Here is a 14324-nt window from a genome sequence, read left to right on the forward strand (position 1 = left end):
TTTTAAATTTACAACTTTAAGACTACGAAATCTTTAATTAAATCTTATATTTATTTTATCGTAATTAAATTCAAATACTTTATATTTTTTTATTAAACTTTTTTACTAAATATATTAATTTTATTTGTATTTGATTGATATACAGTATTTGCACTTTGAGATTTCTTTAGGTTTAGAATTTTTTGCCTTAGCTTGTCTTTTTCATCTTTTGTTCTTTTGTTTAATTCATTATCAAATGTTTCCACATCTAATTGTTTGCATATTTCTTTAAATTCATTTTTATCAAAGTTTAACTCACTTATTTTTTCAATAATTTGTTGTCTTCTATTTAAACCTGCTTCGAAATTATCTAAGTCATCTTTCTCTAAATCCTCAATCATTTCTATTGTGCATTTTTTAAAATCTTCTAGATAACTTTTTAATTTTTCATTCATAATTATCCCCAATCAAACTAAAGTTAAATTTTTAAGAACCACTAAGCTGTGATAATGATGCCTGTTGAGAATTTAAAGTGTTCATAGCACTTTCAAGTTTTGCAAATTTTTGATAATAGCTTTCTTGCTTCTTACTTAAAGATTTATTTAATGTATCTATTAATTGTTGTTTTTGATATATTTGATTTGGTAATGTGTTGCTTCCTGAAGTACCATTAATACTAAAATCGTCTTGCTTATTGGCATATTTTGTTAATACAGCATTATTATAACTAATACCAGTTTTACCCACATTATTCTCTAAGACACTTTTAATCCTAGTCAGAATTCCATTTTCACTATTTGCAGTAGTTGCATCTGAAGATGTAGATACATTTGTAAAAAATTTTAAAATCTCATCTCCTTTTGTAGCTATAGCTGCTTTTAATTTAGAAGAATCCGTTATATCTATATGCTGAGGTTTCGTACGATCACTACCAAAATCTAGCCCTATACTATTACTTCCATACTTAACCATGCTAAAACTAGTACCATCCACAGGTGTAGTAAATGCAGATCTTAAATCATTGAGCATCTTTTTCAAATTGTCATCATCTCTAAGTATACCTTGTTTTGCTTTTGTTTCCCAATTAGTAATTTCAGTATCTTTCATAGCTTCTTTTTGTGTATCTGTTAAAGGTTTATAAGAAAGATTTTTTTTCTCTGTTAGCTTTGTTTGTATTTTATCCACTATAGCATTATATTTATCTATAAAACCTTTTATTTTGTCATAAACCTTATCATTATCTGCACCTACAGTTATAGTAGAAGTTCCAACCCCTGATAGATTATAGTTCATTCCATCTATAGTAAAAACATTTGTTGTTTGATTGGTAACTGGAATTCCAACTGTTTCTCCTGGTGGTGTTATAGTAACATCTGCATTTGCACTTTTTACAGCTGTAGCACTACCTATAACAGCACCTGAAGAGCTATTCGTCACGCTCCAAGGGAATGGCCCAGCTGGATCAAATCCAATAACCTTACTAAGATCTGTTGATGTTCCAGAATCAATAGTAAGACTTGCAGTATTTCCGGTAGTTGTGGTAGTTAATGAAAACTTACCTGTAAGCTCACTAAAAGATGCCTTTACATTTCCACTACCTTGACTATTTATAGCAGTAACCAAATCACCTATTGTCTTATCTCCTGATGAATTATCTAACGTTATAGGTATGACATCAGATCCTCCATTAACTTTTAAATTTAATGTAATACTACCTGTCAAATCTGTGTTATCAAGTGTATCTATATCTGTTAGTTTAGTCGAAAGAGCTTTTCCACTTAATGTATTACTAATTCCAGCTCCGCTAGCAAGAGCTGTAACTTTTACAGTATAGTTCCCAACCTTTGCCCCAGTTCCAGCAGTTATATTTGCTACAGCATTATTTCCACCAGTCACATTAAATCCCGCAAAATTTGATGATGACAATATATTTTTATCTGAACTTGTAACATCATAGAAGGAGCTTTGTAAATCCTTTATATCCTTTATAATATCTTGATATGCCTCTTGTTTCCATTCAATTATTTGTTGCTCTTGTTTTACTTTATCTACTTTAGTCTTCTCAGCCGCCATCAATTTTTCTACCATACTATCTACATCAAGACCTGTTGCCATACCTGTTATTCTAAGCACATTTGTGCTTGACGAAGTACTACTAACTGTACTCATATTTAACACCTCTCTTTATATATTAAATTTTACTTTTTAGCTCTTTTATATGCTTCTTTCCAAGTTTCATTTATATCTTCTACAAGAGGAAGAACCTCCTCAACAATTTCTAAGCTTTTCTTCATATTAGCTTCAAATAACCTTTGTTTAATAAAAGCATATATATTATATAACTGAACTGCCCATTCACCTTGTGTTGTATCTAAACTTACCATAAGTTCTGAAAATATCTCTTGAGTTCTTATTAGAGAATCATTCGCTTTCTTTATATCTTGATCTACTATAGCTTGTCTTGCTATCTTACAAAACTTAACTGCACCTTCAACTAACATCAGAAGTAACTGCTCTTTTGATGCATAATTTACAGTATTGTTTTTATAAACATTATATCCATTTGCATTCATTAATACATCCTCCTATTTTTTCTTATCCAAAATTCTCCCTTTGGAATTTTCATTAGTTATTTCTTCAAACTTTTCTGCTTTTATACTTATATTATTCCCACCACATAGAATTCCATCTATTGTAATATATCTTCTTTCATTTTCTTCTTCAGTATCTTTCTTAAATTCTTCTTTTTTTTCATCTTTTATATCTTTTTTTACATTTATGCTTTTGCCGGAATGAACTTTATCTTCTTTAATTTCTTCTTGCATCTTTTTTCTAATATCAGTGTCAATCTTATTTAATTTAAACTCCAACTAAAATTGCCTCCTCCTAGACTTAATTTTATGTTAAGCTTTTCTATCAAATAAACCAACTTGTCTGCACATACTAGCAACCATATCTAAAATCTTTTCAGGTGGAACTTCTAATATAACCTGCTTAGTATTCTCATCTATTATCTTTATCATCATTGTTTTCATCTCTTTATGATAAGAATATTCTGCATGTGTATGCTCACCTTTTAAAAAATTATTGATTTTTTTTAATGCATTATCCAAATCTTTTTTACTATATTCCTTATTTTTAGTTTCATTCTTTGTCGATGATTCAGTTTCAACTTTCTCAACTTGTGGAATTGATACCTCAGTATTAGTTTCTACATATTCTGATACATTTGAATTTGGACTATACGCCTTCGTATTAATTATATTTTGCCCTATGCCATTAACATCCATGTTTATGCTACCTCCTTGTTTAATTAATGCTTAAATGTTGATATCTATTTTTTCTTTATACTGTTTAACATATTAATATCAATTTTTGTTGCTTCTTTATTTTCCTTCTCAACTTCTTCATATAGTTCTTTTCTTAATATTTCAATATTTTTTGGAGCCTTTATTCCGACTTTTACACTTCCATCATCTATTTTACTTATAATAATCTCTATATCATCTCCAATCATAAGAGATTCACCTTTTTTTCTAGTTATAATAAGCATTTTTTACCTCCCTATATTAAAGGACTTTTAACTTTGTATTTAGCATTATCTAATATTATTTGTTCCCCAATATTATTAGAAGTATTTATAACTATAGGGCCTTGTAAATTAGTGGTAATTTTCTTTACATCTGAATTTAACGTTACCGTAGTTAAAATCATTACTTGCTCTGAAGATTGTATCTCTAAATTCTCAATTGTGTCTTCACTTAATTTAATCTCATAATCGTTAAAAAACTCATATGGTGAAGTTAATATTAATGAAATCTCATCATCTTCTAAAGATTGAAGTAATTTAAACGGTTCATATTCATCTAAATCTAAAAGAATAAATTTTTTTAGATCATTAAATCCAGGAATACCTTTATTAAAAGTAACTATGTCATTTTCTTCATATTTCATTTCACCATGAACTTTAGAAATAAATTTCATATTCATCTTCTCCTAACTATAAATAACTTAATATGGTCATTGGTAATATTTTTGCACTAGTTTGAAGTGCAGCTGTATATACTGTTTGCATCATTGAATATTCCATAGTTTTTTCTGCAAAATCTATATCTTCCGTCTTTGATAATATATCTGTCATATTATAATTTTGTGTTTCATTATTTGTCTCTGCTGAATCCATTCTATTTTGCATGGTTCCAACTTCTGATCTCTTTTGCAGCAAATTTGCTGTTACAGATTGTATATCTTTTAAATGCGTGGTAGTTAAGTTATTAGTATTTCCATTTGTTCCTAAATCATTAACTATATTTGATAAAAGCTTTGAAACATTTATGCTTTTCCCTGCTTTATCTTTAAACTCTAATACATCAACTGCTGTTTTATTGTATACACTTTTAATCCCCTGAGATATATCAACTTTTAAGTCTGATTTTATTTGGTTTAAGGCGTCGGATTTTCCTAATAACCTACCAATCTCAGTTTTCCTTGGCTCAACTGCAGTTTCTAGTTCAGTTTTTAAACTTTCTAAATCAGTATCATTTAAAGTATACTCTTTATTATCTGATGTAGCCGAAGTTGTAATAGTTCCATCTTCTTTTTTATATACACTTGCATTTTCTCCTGCCGCTATTAATTCACCAATCTCAGTTTTTCTTGCATCATCTGTTGAAGTATTCAGTTCATCTGTAAGATTTATTATATCATCTGACGTTAAAGTATACCCAGTATTCTTTAAGTTATTTACTATTGTAATAGTACCATCTACCTTTTTATACGCTGTAACATCACCACTATTTCCCATTCCATTTCCGTCTTTATCTGCATATTGTAAAGCTCCATCTACCACAGTAGTAGGCTTAGACCCTGTCTTAGTCCCTCCAAATATATATGAACCGTCAAAACTTGTATTTAGAATTTGAGATAATTCATTAACTTTTTCTTTTATTTCATCTTGGATAGCAGCCTTTTCATCATTTCCATAAGCTCCATTTCCTGCATTTACAAGGAGTGTTTCTATTCTTCCAAAAACATCTCCCATTTGTGATAATGCAGTATCTGTGGTATCAAGCCAATTTGATGTATCTTTTATATTCTCATTAAATTGTTTATTATAAGAAATTTCGGTATGAAGCTGCATGCTTCTTCCTGCTTTATAAGGATTATCAGATGCCTTATTTATTTCTTTCCCTGATGCAAGCTGGTTTTGCAACATTTTCATATTACTCATATTTCTATTCATATTTCTTAAATAATTAGTACTTAGCATACTATTTGTTATTCTTGATGACATATAATAAAATCCTCCTATTTCCTAAATTCAACCCCATCTTATCTCTTTAATCCGTTTATAACTACATCTAGTAATTCATTTACTGTAGATATAATTTTTGCATTTGCCTGATATGCATGTTGAAATTGTATTAGGTTTGTCATTTCTTCATCTAATGATACTCCTGAAACTGATGCTTTCTGGTCCTGTAAGTTTGATAATACTGATGCTTGGTTATTCACTTGTCTATTAGCTTCTTGAATTTCAACCGAAAGATTGTTAATTATACTTTTATAGTAAGTATCTACTGTTGAACCGTCAGTTTTTGCATTAAGCTCTAATGAAGTACCATCTTTAAATCCCGAGATACCAACCTTGCTTAAAAAAGTTGCTCTATCCATTTTAGTTAAATCTTCTGAATCCTCTATACTGCTTAGGTTCATTTTAACAGAGCTTAGATTAGCAATTGCAATAGCTCTCTTTCCGTCTCCCTCTCCACTGGTTGATGTTGTATTACAGTTTAGCAAAGTTGGATCTTTTAGTAACTTACTATTAATTCTTATATTCTTTGCTGTAATACCTTTATCACTATCTGTATTTGATTGGCTGCTTTCATCGAAAGTTACAAATATAAGATTATTTGAAAGTCCTTGGGTTGACTTTGAATCATCTAAACTTCCTGTTTGAATCGCATTAACTGAATAAGCCAGTCCTGCTGCAAGTCTATCTAGGCTGTCCATATATTTTTCAATTTTATTTTGTACTGATTGATTAGCAGCTATTTCTCCTTTTACATTGTTATTATCTACGTTATTAATTGCTTTTCCAGAGTCATCATTTTCATGTTTATAAGTTTGAAATAGTTTTTTACTTACCTCAGAAGCTGAAGTTGTTGTAAATGGAGTTGTAGTAGTTGTGGTTTTTCCGGTTACTGTATCTGTAGTAGTTACGGTTGTTCCTACTATTCCATCCTTATCTCCAATTAATATTTTAGATTCATTTAATTTATCAGCTATCTCTTGATTTCCACCTGTTATTGTGAAACTCTTAACTTCAGAATTTTCATTTCCTAATGGATAATAATCCACTTTTACATTCCCTGTAGTTTTATCAAAAGTTGCATTCTTTATATATGAAAGTCTATAATAATCTGTATCATTTGGATTTGATTTAACTAAAGGTGAATCCGGATATTCTGTTGATGAAAGGTTAATTGTTTCAAGACTATCCCTATCAACTTTCACTCCAAATTTATAACTCAATTCATCCAAAAGATTATCTCTTTTATCCATAAGATCATTTGGAGTTTGTCCAACCGCAGATATACTTCTTATTTGTTTATTTAACTCATTTATCTGATTTAAATAACTATTAACATCTGTAACATTAGCTTTAAGCAGTGATTGACTATCCTCACAGCTTTTTTTCAGTTGGTTATAAGTATAATTTAGCGCATCTGCTAAAGATGATGCATTTTGAAGAGCCACCGTTTTTACATCCGATTTATCAGGGCTTTTGGATACTTCTTGAAATGAATTAAAAAATTTATTTATAAGCTCTTGTATTCCTGTATCTGAAGGTTCCCCAAATACATCTTCAACTTTAGACAAAGTCTCACTTGCTTGAGTATAATATCCTGATGTTCCTGATTCACTTCTTACTTGATAATCGATAAAATAATCCCTAATTCTTTGAATAGATGTTATTTCTGCACCTGTTCCAACCTGTCCAGTAATTACTGCATCAAATCTTGACATTCCACCGAAAGGTTTTGTAGCTTCAGCTACTGACCTTTGTCTTGAATATCCAGTTGTATTTGCATTAGCTATGTTATGAGATGTTGTGTTTATTGCACTTTGTTGTACATTCAACCCTCTTTTGGCGATGGTAAACGTATCAAATAGTCCTGCCATTGTTTTTCTTCCTACCTTTCAATAATTCCAACTTCCATGTCGTATGTGTATTGTAACGTCCTTATTACCACTTACCTATTAATATGAACCCCGTTAAGAATAAAAAAACATTATTTATCTCGATAAATTCCCGTAGGAATTATAAGTTTTTATTTCTCTTCTAGGATTTATTATTTCTAACATTTTATTATTAAATATTATCTGTTGTTTTAACAGCATATCATTTGTTTCTTTTTGAGCTGTAACTTTATTTAATGTGTCTCTTATCTTAGCATAGCTTTCCTTCAATTCTTCGTTATCTGAATTATTCACAACTTCCGTTATGCTGCTATCCCCTAATATATTTCTTCTTTCTATTTCCTGCTTTGCAATTTTCTTACCACATTCATTAATCTTATCAACTAATCCTTCTAAACCAAATACATCTTTACCCATTATCATCTCATACTGAGTTTCTAGCAATTCTTGAAGTTTCTCTAACTCTTCTTCTTGGCTTTGTATTAATTTAATAAGTTCATTTATCATCTTTATGAATTACTCTCCTTCATTGCATTTAATAAACTTTTTGCTGTAAGTCTTGCATCAACACTATATGTTCCACTATCTATTTTACTTTTAATTTCCGCTACTCTTTTTGCATCTGTAATGCTTTCGCTAAATGAATAATCTTTAAGACTTTTTCCTAACTCTGAGATTTCAATTGTATCTACGTTTTTATTTTTCTCTACCTTGCCAGCCACTTTAGGGCTATTTGATTTATAAGTATTTATATATGGTGATCTATTTATTCTATCGATACTCATAGTGCATTTCTCCATTTCTTATTCTTCTACTATTATAATTATCGTACTTTTCCCATATAAGTTTATAGAAAAAGTAAAGAAAATTAGTTATATCAAATTAATTGTTTGCAATACTTTAAATTATAATTAGTTATACTTTACAAGGTTGCCTCTACACATGTTCTTAATTAACTAAAAATCCATTCTTCTATTTTCCTTTCACCTTCTGCTAACAATATGTCCCCCTCACTAAACCAACCAATCAAGTCATCGTTTGTTCCTCCTCTTATACAATCAGTAACAACCACATTAGTCTCAATAATTCCTTCTTCATTTTTCTTTCTGGCTGTTTTCTTATTTCTCTTTTTATTTTTTTCCTTCTCACAATTTACCTCTATATTATTATGTTGAGTAATATCACTATTTTGTTTATCTGAATCCTTGTTACTTGGGTTAGACTTTTTATTCACATCTTCTAGTTTAGTTATAACATTTTCCTTAGTTTGTACTATATAATAATTTGCGACATTACTACTAATTGTATTCTTATGAGCCCTACTCATCATTTCACCTAAACTATCTTCTACTTGAACTTCATCTTTCTGTATATCATTTTCAGTATGTTTTTCTTCATCTTCATTCTTCCTAATTTCAACCTTTTCTTTAACTTTAATATTTTGGTGCTTCGCAAAGTTTTTTACTCTATACACCTTATTTTCTGCAAGTTCTATCATTTCTAACTCCATCAATATATCTAATGTAGCTTTTATTTCGTCTATTTCTCTATTAAATTCTATCGCTAACGTCTCCACTGTGTATTGAATATTTCTCGAAAGATATAAATCCCCCTCTTGATTTATCTTCCCAGCCAAAACAACGATTCTACTCCAAACATAATGAATAAGATCTCTTTTAGGCATTCTATCTATTATTTTAAATTTTGTGTCCTCATACATATCTATTCGGAATTTTACATATCTTCTTTCTCTCATATCTATCAATCCCCTTTAACAATCTTAAAATTTTATCCTTCTATTTAATATATATGTAAAAAAAGAAATTTATAAAGACTTTACCAAAAATTTTTTTCCAACAAAATAAGACATACTTTAACTTTTATAGCGAAGAACTTAAAGCTATGTGGTAAACAACCTAAATAGAATACATATACGTTCCGCAGAGCTGTGAAAAATTTCGCTGAGAATATAAGTTGCACCACTTCTGCATGCTCCTGTGACGAGTACAGACAAGTAAAAGTGGAGCAACTTTCCATTAAAATATTTAGAGCAGTTTATTTTTTAATGCCTGATTCGCATATATGTATTCTATTTCTAGTTTTGTTATCATGTTAAGATTTTCACAGATACCTTTTCCTATTTATTATGTTTCGTGTATTGAAAGTATATAAATTTCTTTTAAAACTATAAATACCCTTCATTGAATATACTATGTACCCAGAAAAATATAAAAATACTTGCTTAAATATATCGTTATTTTAATCTTACTACCTTTCGGTTGCTTAGCAGTAACTTTAAATTCATCACGATACAAGTATTTTTATATTTCAGTCATACACAATACCTTCATTGCAGAACAAACTAATATTAAAACTATTTTCTTTTTATATTTAGGCAATCTTCACAATCTTCAAAAACATACATAGGATCTACAGTATGATATATCTTGTAATTTCTAAGTAAATGTTCGACTCCTATTTCACCTAATAATTGAGAAATTTCTTTTCCAGATAAATTAGTTCTATTGCTCCATGCCTGAAGACAGTATCCTAACCAATACATTCTTTCCTTTTCATACTCTATTTCATCTTTTCCATAAATTCTACTTTTAACTTTATTTTCTTCCATGAATTCTTCAAAATAATAATATTGACTTTGTGAATACCACTGTGGCTGAAATATTTCTATACCCTCTTTATATTCACTATTTAATGCCTTTAAAGTAAAATCTATCTCATCCATATTATTCTACTGCCAATTGAAAAAATTGAGCTAAATGCCTACAAGCCATCACCTGCTCATCCATTCAAATCACCTTCTTCTAACTCATCAAAATATATGATGCTTTTTCTTTTTTACGACTAGCCCAACTCTTTGCCATCTCTATGTTAGTAGTTATATAAAAACCTAGTCCAAAATCACTAAATTTTCTTCCTCCAGTATGCGAAGGATTATCTATAATTTTATCACTTCCATGATATACAATAAGTTTCATCAAACTCACTTCCCTTTTTAATTATACTCTCCAACATTGTTACTTTTATTATATACTATTATAGTTGAAAGAAAAAATAAGGTATTTATAAATATATCCGTTATACTACTTTTTATATTCCATAACAATTCACAATTATTTATTTAGACACAAAAAAGCTCAGCGTCACCTAACACTAAGCCATTCTTAATCCTTTTCTATATTGCATAATTAGCTCACCACTAAACAAAGAACGGGGATATATGTTTTTACGGAGTGTTCATAAGAAGATTTTGCTGGCTGTTATTCTAGATTATAAGTTGTTCCAAATGTGCTTGTTCAAAAGCGCAGTCTTTGAAGCAAGCACTTTGGATGCAACTTATAATCTTAGAATAACCCAGCAAAATCTTCTAGGAACCGGAGTAAACACATATATTCCCGTTCGGTTGTTTAGGAGTAAACTTAAATTACCCACATATTGCAAGTTTTTTTATTTTAATCTCTTTATTCTTTCAACACTGCTTACTATATTAGTAATTCTTATTCCAAAGTTTTCATCTACGACAACAACTTCTCCAAGTGCTATTTGTTTTCCATTTACTAGTATTTCTACAGGTTCCTCTGCAAGTTTATCTAATTCTATTAAAGAACCAGTTCCCAAATTCAAGATATCCTGTATGCTCTTTTTAGTTCTACCTAAAACAACAGATATATCTAGAGGAACATCTAGTATTAAATCTATATTCTTTATAGGCGGAACACTATTTTGAGGCACTAACGGTTCAAATGCAGCCGAATGGACTTCTACCGGCTGTTGCATTCTTTGTGGTGGTGCTTCATATTGCTGCTGCTGTTGATAATTATACTGTGGTTCAGGATTAAAGTTATTATTAACAGACTCATAGCTAATTTCTTTGTTCATAATTTGTTCTTTTGGCGCAGCCGCTTTAGGAGGTTCTGCCTTCTTAGGCGCTTCTGCTACTTTATCTTCCCCTGTCATTATCGCAACAATATTTTTAGCTGTTTCGAGCGGGAATATTTGCATTATATTACTATCCACTATATCTCCAATAGTCATTCTAAACGATACTTTAACTATTGGTTGATCTTCTGGTATAGAATCTGAAATCGGCATAGATGCATCTGTAACTAATTTTGAAGTTGGTGGAGATATATCAACTTTTCTTCCAAACATTGTAGCCATAGAAGTAGCCGCTGAACCTATCATTTGGTTCATGGCTTCTGATACTGCACTAATTTCTATCTCTGATAAGTCGTGAGTTTCAGTAACTTTTCCATCTCCACCCATCATAAGGTTTGAAATTACTAGCCCATCTATAATTTTTATAATTAAAATATTTCTTCCTATTATTCCAGCAATATATTCAATATCTAAAACAATATTAGGAGTTTCAAACCCTTCTTTTATCTCCCTCAACGTTGTAACACTTACTACTGGAGTAGTTATGTTAACTTGTTGATTTATAAGTTGATATAATGCAGTCGAAGCTGAACCCATTGATATATTTCCAATTTCTCCAAGTAAGTCCTTGTCAATTTCAGTTATACTTTCCGCTGCTGATTTAACTTCATCAGATAATGTATTTCCACTTTCCTCAGAAGCCAGATCCTCCCCAGCTAATAGTGCGTTTATTTCTTCTTGTGACAAAAAGTTATTGCTCATACCCATTCACTTCCTTATCTGTTATATCTAAAATCATAACGCCCATATTTTTTCCTACTACACCTGGTTTAGCATAGTAACATTCTTCATTACCTACATACACTTTTATTGGGGATGAACTCTTATTATCAAGCTTTATTACATCACCTATTGTTAATTTTAAGAAATCATCTACAGTTATACTCGCATTTCCAAGCTCTGCTATAACCTCAACATCAACTTTGGTAATTCCTTTTTCTATTTTTTCTCTTGATTCAGCCATTAAAGCTTCATCATCATTTCTGAAGGCATACTGCACTACTAATTTATCCAATATTTTTTCTATACTTAAATATGGAATACACATATTAATAAAAGTGCTACGCTTATTCATTTCTACTGAAAATGTTATTAAAGCTACAGGGTCATTAGGTGCTAATGTCTGATTAATTGCCGGATTAGTTTCTATGGTCTCAACTTCAGGCTCAACCTCTAAAATAGAATCCCAAGCTAACTTTAGGTTATTTATCATTCCAGTTGTAATTTGACGCATTATATTCTTATCTATATCGGTGAATTCTTTCGTTAAAACTTTCCTATCACCTTTTCCACCAAGTAAAACATCAATTATTTGAAGTGAAAATTGGGGATTAGTTTCAAGTATTATAGTACCTACTAATGGTGCCATTTTAAATATTGTCATTATAGTAGGATTTTGTACTGAATGAATGAATTCCTCATAAGTTATCTGCTCTACAGTTTCTATTTTTACCTTAACATTTTGTCTTGTTTGACCAGTTAAGTAATTAGAAATAACTCTTGCATAATTATCATGAATCAATTCTAAAGTTCTTATATGCTCTTTTGAGAATTTTTGAGGACTTCTAAAATCATAAAGTTTTATTTTATGTTTTTCTTCCTCTTTATTAACTTCATCTGACTCTAATTCACCTGTAGATAGGGCGGATAACAAGGCATCTATTTCACTTTGCGATAAGACATCTGCCATATATTCTCTCCCTCATTTCAATAATTTAATTCAATAATTTATCTATATCTATTATCGTAAGAAGTTTATCATCATAATTAAATATACCTTTTATATAAGGTTGCACCTTATTAGTATTTTTATCAACTTTTTGAATATTCTTCTCGTCAATATCTAAAACTTCTTCCACTTCATCTACTGATATTCCTATTTCTTCATCCTCAACTGTCAAAATAATTATGTTGTTTTGTTCCATACCAGGAGTTACATCTAATAACAGATTTATATCAACAAGAGACTTAATGCTTCCACGTAAATTTATTAATCCTTTAATATAACTTGGAGCTTTTGGAACTTTAGTAATTCCCATTGTATCATTGATGCTTTGAACCTTCTCAGTTTCTACAGCAAAATGTTCTTCCCCTAATTTGAATACTACTATTTGCATTTCTTAACCTCCTTACTGGTTAACCTACAACTTTCTTTATAGCTTCCAAAACTCTATCTGCTTGGAACGGTTTTACTATAAAATCTTTTGCTCCTGCTCTTATTGCATCCATAACCATTGATTGTTGCCCCATTGCTGAGCACATAATCACTTTAGCGTCTGGATCGAAAGCCTTTATTTGCTTAACAGCCTCAATACCATCCATATCAGGCATTGTTATATCCATTGTAACAACATCTGGTTTCTCTTTTTTATACATGTCTACTGCTACTATTCCATTATTTGCTTCCCCAACTATTTCAAAGTCATTCTTTTCTAAAATATCCTTTATCATCATTCTCATAAATGCTGCATCATCTACAATTAAAACTCTAGCCATTATTCGTTTACCTCCAAAATTTAATTTATTCCTATAGATTTCAATATTTTTTCTAATGATCCTGGCATAGGGATATAATAAAAATGTCCCCCTATATTTTCTTCTGTATCATCATCTAGAAAAACAGTTTCTATATCTAATATATACTCATCATATTGATTAGATTCTATAAATGTCGTTGTGAGTATTGCGCCTAACATATCATATGAAGTAGCTGGTACTGATGGTGCCATAGCGAGATTAGTTAGTTGTGATATAGAATTCATATAAGATGCCGATATTATATTTGCTACCTCGCATAATACAGAACTCCCCATTTCACTTTCTGGCGATTGTTTACTTCCCACCAATTTCTCTATCATATTTTCTGCTATGGGCTTTTCAAATACAAGAAGAATATTTCCTGAGATATCTCCAAGTACTCGTACAACTGTACCAGCAACTTCAGTTTCTCCATTTTCTTCAACAATATCTTCTAACTTTATGACATTTACCGCTGGTACTGTCATGTCCACTTTTTTCCCTATCATCATGGAAAGAGCAGTTGCTGCATTTCCTGCACCTATGTTAGAGACTTCTTTAAGTGCATCTAATTGTAAAGCGCTTAAATTAGAATACTCCACTTATAACCCTCCTTCAAATTTTATACCCAAATGGGTACCTAACATAATGTCAACTTTCTATTATTT

The 14324-nt window shown here is 30.2% G+C and carries 19 protein-coding genes; all 19 read right to left on the reverse strand.

Annotated features, from left to right (window positions below):
* Positions 1-92 precede the first annotated feature (92 nt).
* The 19 genes from D2A34_RS02120 to D2A34_RS02210 all read right to left on the reverse strand — a co-directional run bounded on the left by D2A34_RS02120 (position 93) and on the right by D2A34_RS02210 (position 14258).
* The gene (locus tag D2A34_RS02120) at positions 93-434 is read right to left on the reverse strand and encodes a flagellar protein FliT (protein ID WP_119365588.1); all 342 of its coding nucleotides are present in this window, start codon (positions 432-434) and stop codon (positions 93-95) included.
* Positions 435-465: 31 nt separating this feature from the next.
* A complete protein-coding gene (fliD, locus tag D2A34_RS02125) occupies positions 466-2148 on the reverse strand; it encodes a flagellar filament capping protein FliD (RefSeq protein ID WP_119365589.1) in 1683 nt (560 codons plus the stop codon).
* Positions 2149-2177: 29 nt separating this feature from the next.
* Positions 2178-2552 carry a flagellar export chaperone FliS gene (fliS, locus tag D2A34_RS02130; protein WP_119365590.1) on the reverse strand — a complete coding sequence of 125 codons (375 nt, stop codon included), beginning with the start codon at positions 2550-2552 and terminating at the stop codon, positions 2178-2180.
* A 12-nt stretch (positions 2553-2564) separates the two neighbouring features.
* On the reverse strand, positions 2565-2849 hold the full coding sequence (locus tag D2A34_RS02135; RefSeq protein WP_119365591.1) for a hypothetical protein: 285 nt from the start codon (positions 2847-2849) through the stop codon (positions 2565-2567).
* A 33-nt stretch (positions 2850-2882) separates the two neighbouring features.
* Positions 2883-3269, reverse strand: coding sequence for a flagellar protein FlaG (locus D2A34_RS02140; RefSeq protein ID WP_119365592.1), 387 nt, complete (start codon positions 3267-3269; stop codon positions 2883-2885).
* A gap of 44 nt (positions 3270-3313) precedes the next feature.
* Entirely contained in the window at positions 3314-3532 is a 219-nt protein-coding gene (gene csrA / locus D2A34_RS02145; protein WP_119365593.1) for a carbon storage regulator CsrA, read from the reverse strand.
* Between the two features lie 11 nt (positions 3533-3543).
* On the reverse strand, positions 3544-3963 hold the full coding sequence (fliW, locus tag D2A34_RS02150) for a flagellar assembly protein FliW (RefSeq protein WP_119365594.1): 420 nt from the start codon (positions 3961-3963) through the stop codon (positions 3544-3546).
* A gap of 16 nt (positions 3964-3979) precedes the next feature.
* Positions 3980-5272 carry a flagellar hook-associated protein FlgL gene (gene flgL / locus D2A34_RS02155; protein ID WP_119365595.1) on the reverse strand — a complete coding sequence of 431 codons (1293 nt, stop codon included), beginning with the start codon at positions 5270-5272 and terminating at the stop codon, positions 3980-3982.
* 38 nt (positions 5273-5310) lie between these two features.
* Positions 5311-7164, reverse strand: coding sequence for a flagellar hook-associated protein FlgK (flgK, locus tag D2A34_RS02160; protein ID WP_119365596.1), 1854 nt, complete (start codon positions 7162-7164; stop codon positions 5311-5313).
* A 114-nt stretch (positions 7165-7278) separates the two neighbouring features.
* Entirely contained in the window at positions 7279-7689 is a 411-nt protein-coding gene (locus D2A34_RS02165) for a flagellar protein FlgN (protein ID WP_119365597.1), read from the reverse strand.
* A gap of 2 nt (positions 7690-7691) precedes the next feature.
* Positions 7692-7967: a flagellar biosynthesis anti-sigma factor FlgM gene (gene flgM, locus D2A34_RS02170; RefSeq protein ID WP_119365598.1), complete on the reverse strand. Its 276-nt coding sequence runs from the start codon at positions 7965-7967 to the stop codon at positions 7692-7694.
* Positions 7968-8134: 167 nt separating this feature from the next.
* Complete coding sequence (locus D2A34_RS02175) at positions 8135-8938, reverse strand: phage replisome organizer N-terminal domain-containing protein (RefSeq protein WP_119365599.1); 804 nt, start codon at positions 8936-8938, stop codon at positions 8135-8137.
* 618 nt (positions 8939-9556) lie between these two features.
* Positions 9557-9925 (reverse strand): DUF3791 domain-containing protein, encoded by a 369-nt coding sequence (locus D2A34_RS02180; protein ID WP_119365600.1) that lies wholly within the window; start codon positions 9923-9925, stop codon positions 9557-9559.
* Between the two features lie 79 nt (positions 9926-10004).
* Positions 10005-10178 (reverse strand): DUF3990 domain-containing protein, encoded by a 174-nt coding sequence (locus D2A34_RS02185; RefSeq protein ID WP_243128214.1) that lies wholly within the window; start codon positions 10176-10178, stop codon positions 10005-10007.
* A gap of 469 nt (positions 10179-10647) precedes the next feature.
* Positions 10648-11847: a flagellar motor switch phosphatase FliY gene (gene fliY, locus D2A34_RS02190; RefSeq protein WP_182629295.1), complete on the reverse strand. Its 1200-nt coding sequence runs from the start codon at positions 11845-11847 to the stop codon at positions 10648-10650.
* Positions 11831-12829 carry a flagellar motor switch protein FliM gene (fliM, locus tag D2A34_RS02195; protein ID WP_079438767.1) on the reverse strand — a complete coding sequence of 333 codons (999 nt, stop codon included), beginning with the start codon at positions 12827-12829 and terminating at the stop codon, positions 11831-11833. Before fliM ends, fliY begins: the two co-directional genes overlap by 17 nt.
* A 25-nt stretch (positions 12830-12854) precedes the next feature.
* Positions 12855-13256: a chemotaxis protein CheW gene (locus D2A34_RS02200; protein WP_079438768.1), complete on the reverse strand. Its 402-nt coding sequence runs from the start codon at positions 13254-13256 to the stop codon at positions 12855-12857.
* A 19-nt stretch (positions 13257-13275) separates the two neighbouring features.
* Entirely contained in the window at positions 13276-13635 is a 360-nt protein-coding gene (locus D2A34_RS02205) for a response regulator (RefSeq protein ID WP_079438769.1), read from the reverse strand.
* Positions 13636-13655: 20 nt separating this feature from the next.
* On the reverse strand, positions 13656-14258 hold the full coding sequence (locus D2A34_RS02210) for a chemotaxis protein CheC (protein ID WP_079438770.1): 603 nt from the start codon (positions 14256-14258) through the stop codon (positions 13656-13658).
* Positions 14259-14324: the final 66 nt, after the last annotated feature.

The sequence above is a fragment of the Clostridium chromiireducens genome (assembly GCF_003575225.1).
In the GTDB taxonomy this organism is placed as follows: domain Bacteria; phylum Bacillota; class Clostridia; order Clostridiales; family Clostridiaceae; genus Clostridium; species Clostridium chromiireducens.

What these genes read in the sequence shown, in the direction of transcription:
- D2A34_RS02120 (WP_119365588.1), bottom strand. Translation starts at nt 434, where the DNA reads ATGAATGAAAAATTAAAAAGTTATCTAGAAGATTTTAAAAAATGCACA.
- fliD (WP_119365589.1), bottom strand. Translation starts at nt 2,148, where the DNA reads ATGAGTACAGTTAGTAGTACTTCGTCAAGCACAAATGTGCTTAGAATA.
- fliS (WP_119365590.1), bottom strand. Translation starts at nt 2,552, where the DNA reads ATGAATGCAAATGGATATAATGTTTATAAAAACAATACTGTAAATTAT.
- D2A34_RS02140 (WP_119365592.1), bottom strand. Translation starts at nt 3,269, where the DNA reads ATGGATGTTAATGGCATAGGGCAAAATATAATTAATACGAAGGCGTAT.
- csrA (WP_119365593.1), bottom strand. Translation starts at nt 3,532, where the DNA reads ATGCTTATTATAACTAGAAAAAAAGGTGAATCTCTTATGATTGGAGAT.
- fliW (WP_119365594.1), bottom strand. Translation starts at nt 3,963, where the DNA reads ATGAAATTTATTTCTAAAGTTCATGGTGAAATGAAATATGAAGAAAAT.
- flgL (WP_119365595.1), bottom strand. Translation starts at nt 5,272, where the DNA reads ATGTCATCAAGAATAACAAATAGTATGCTAAGTACTAATTATTTAAGA.
- flgK (WP_119365596.1), bottom strand. Translation starts at nt 7,164, where the DNA reads ATGGCAGGACTATTTGATACGTTTACCATCGCCAAAAGAGGGTTGAAT.
- D2A34_RS02165 (WP_119365597.1), bottom strand. Translation starts at nt 7,689, where the DNA reads ATGATAAATGAACTTATTAAATTAATACAAAGCCAAGAAGAAGAGTTA.
- flgM (WP_119365598.1), bottom strand. Translation starts at nt 7,967, where the DNA reads ATGAGTATCGATAGAATAAATAGATCACCATATATAAATACTTATAAA.
- D2A34_RS02175 (WP_119365599.1), bottom strand. Translation starts at nt 8,938, where the DNA reads ATGAGAGAAAGAAGATATGTAAAATTCCGAATAGATATGTATGAGGAC.
- D2A34_RS02180 (WP_119365600.1), bottom strand. Translation starts at nt 9,925, where the DNA reads ATGGATGAGATAGATTTTACTTTAAAGGCATTAAATAGTGAATATAAA.
- D2A34_RS02185 (WP_243128214.1), bottom strand. Translation starts at nt 10,178, where the DNA reads ATGAAACTTATTGTATATCATGGAAGTGATAAAATTATAGATAATCCT.
- fliY (WP_182629295.1), bottom strand. Translation starts at nt 11,847, where the DNA reads ATGGGTATGAGCAATAACTTTTTGTCACAAGAAGAAATAAACGCACTA.
- fliM (WP_079438767.1), bottom strand. Translation starts at nt 12,829, where the DNA reads ATGGCAGATGTCTTATCGCAAAGTGAAATAGATGCCTTGTTATCCGCC.
- D2A34_RS02200 (WP_079438768.1), bottom strand. Translation starts at nt 13,256, where the DNA reads ATGCAAATAGTAGTATTCAAATTAGGGGAAGAACATTTTGCTGTAGAA.
- D2A34_RS02205 (WP_079438769.1), bottom strand. Translation starts at nt 13,635, where the DNA reads ATGGCTAGAGTTTTAATTGTAGATGATGCAGCATTTATGAGAATGATG.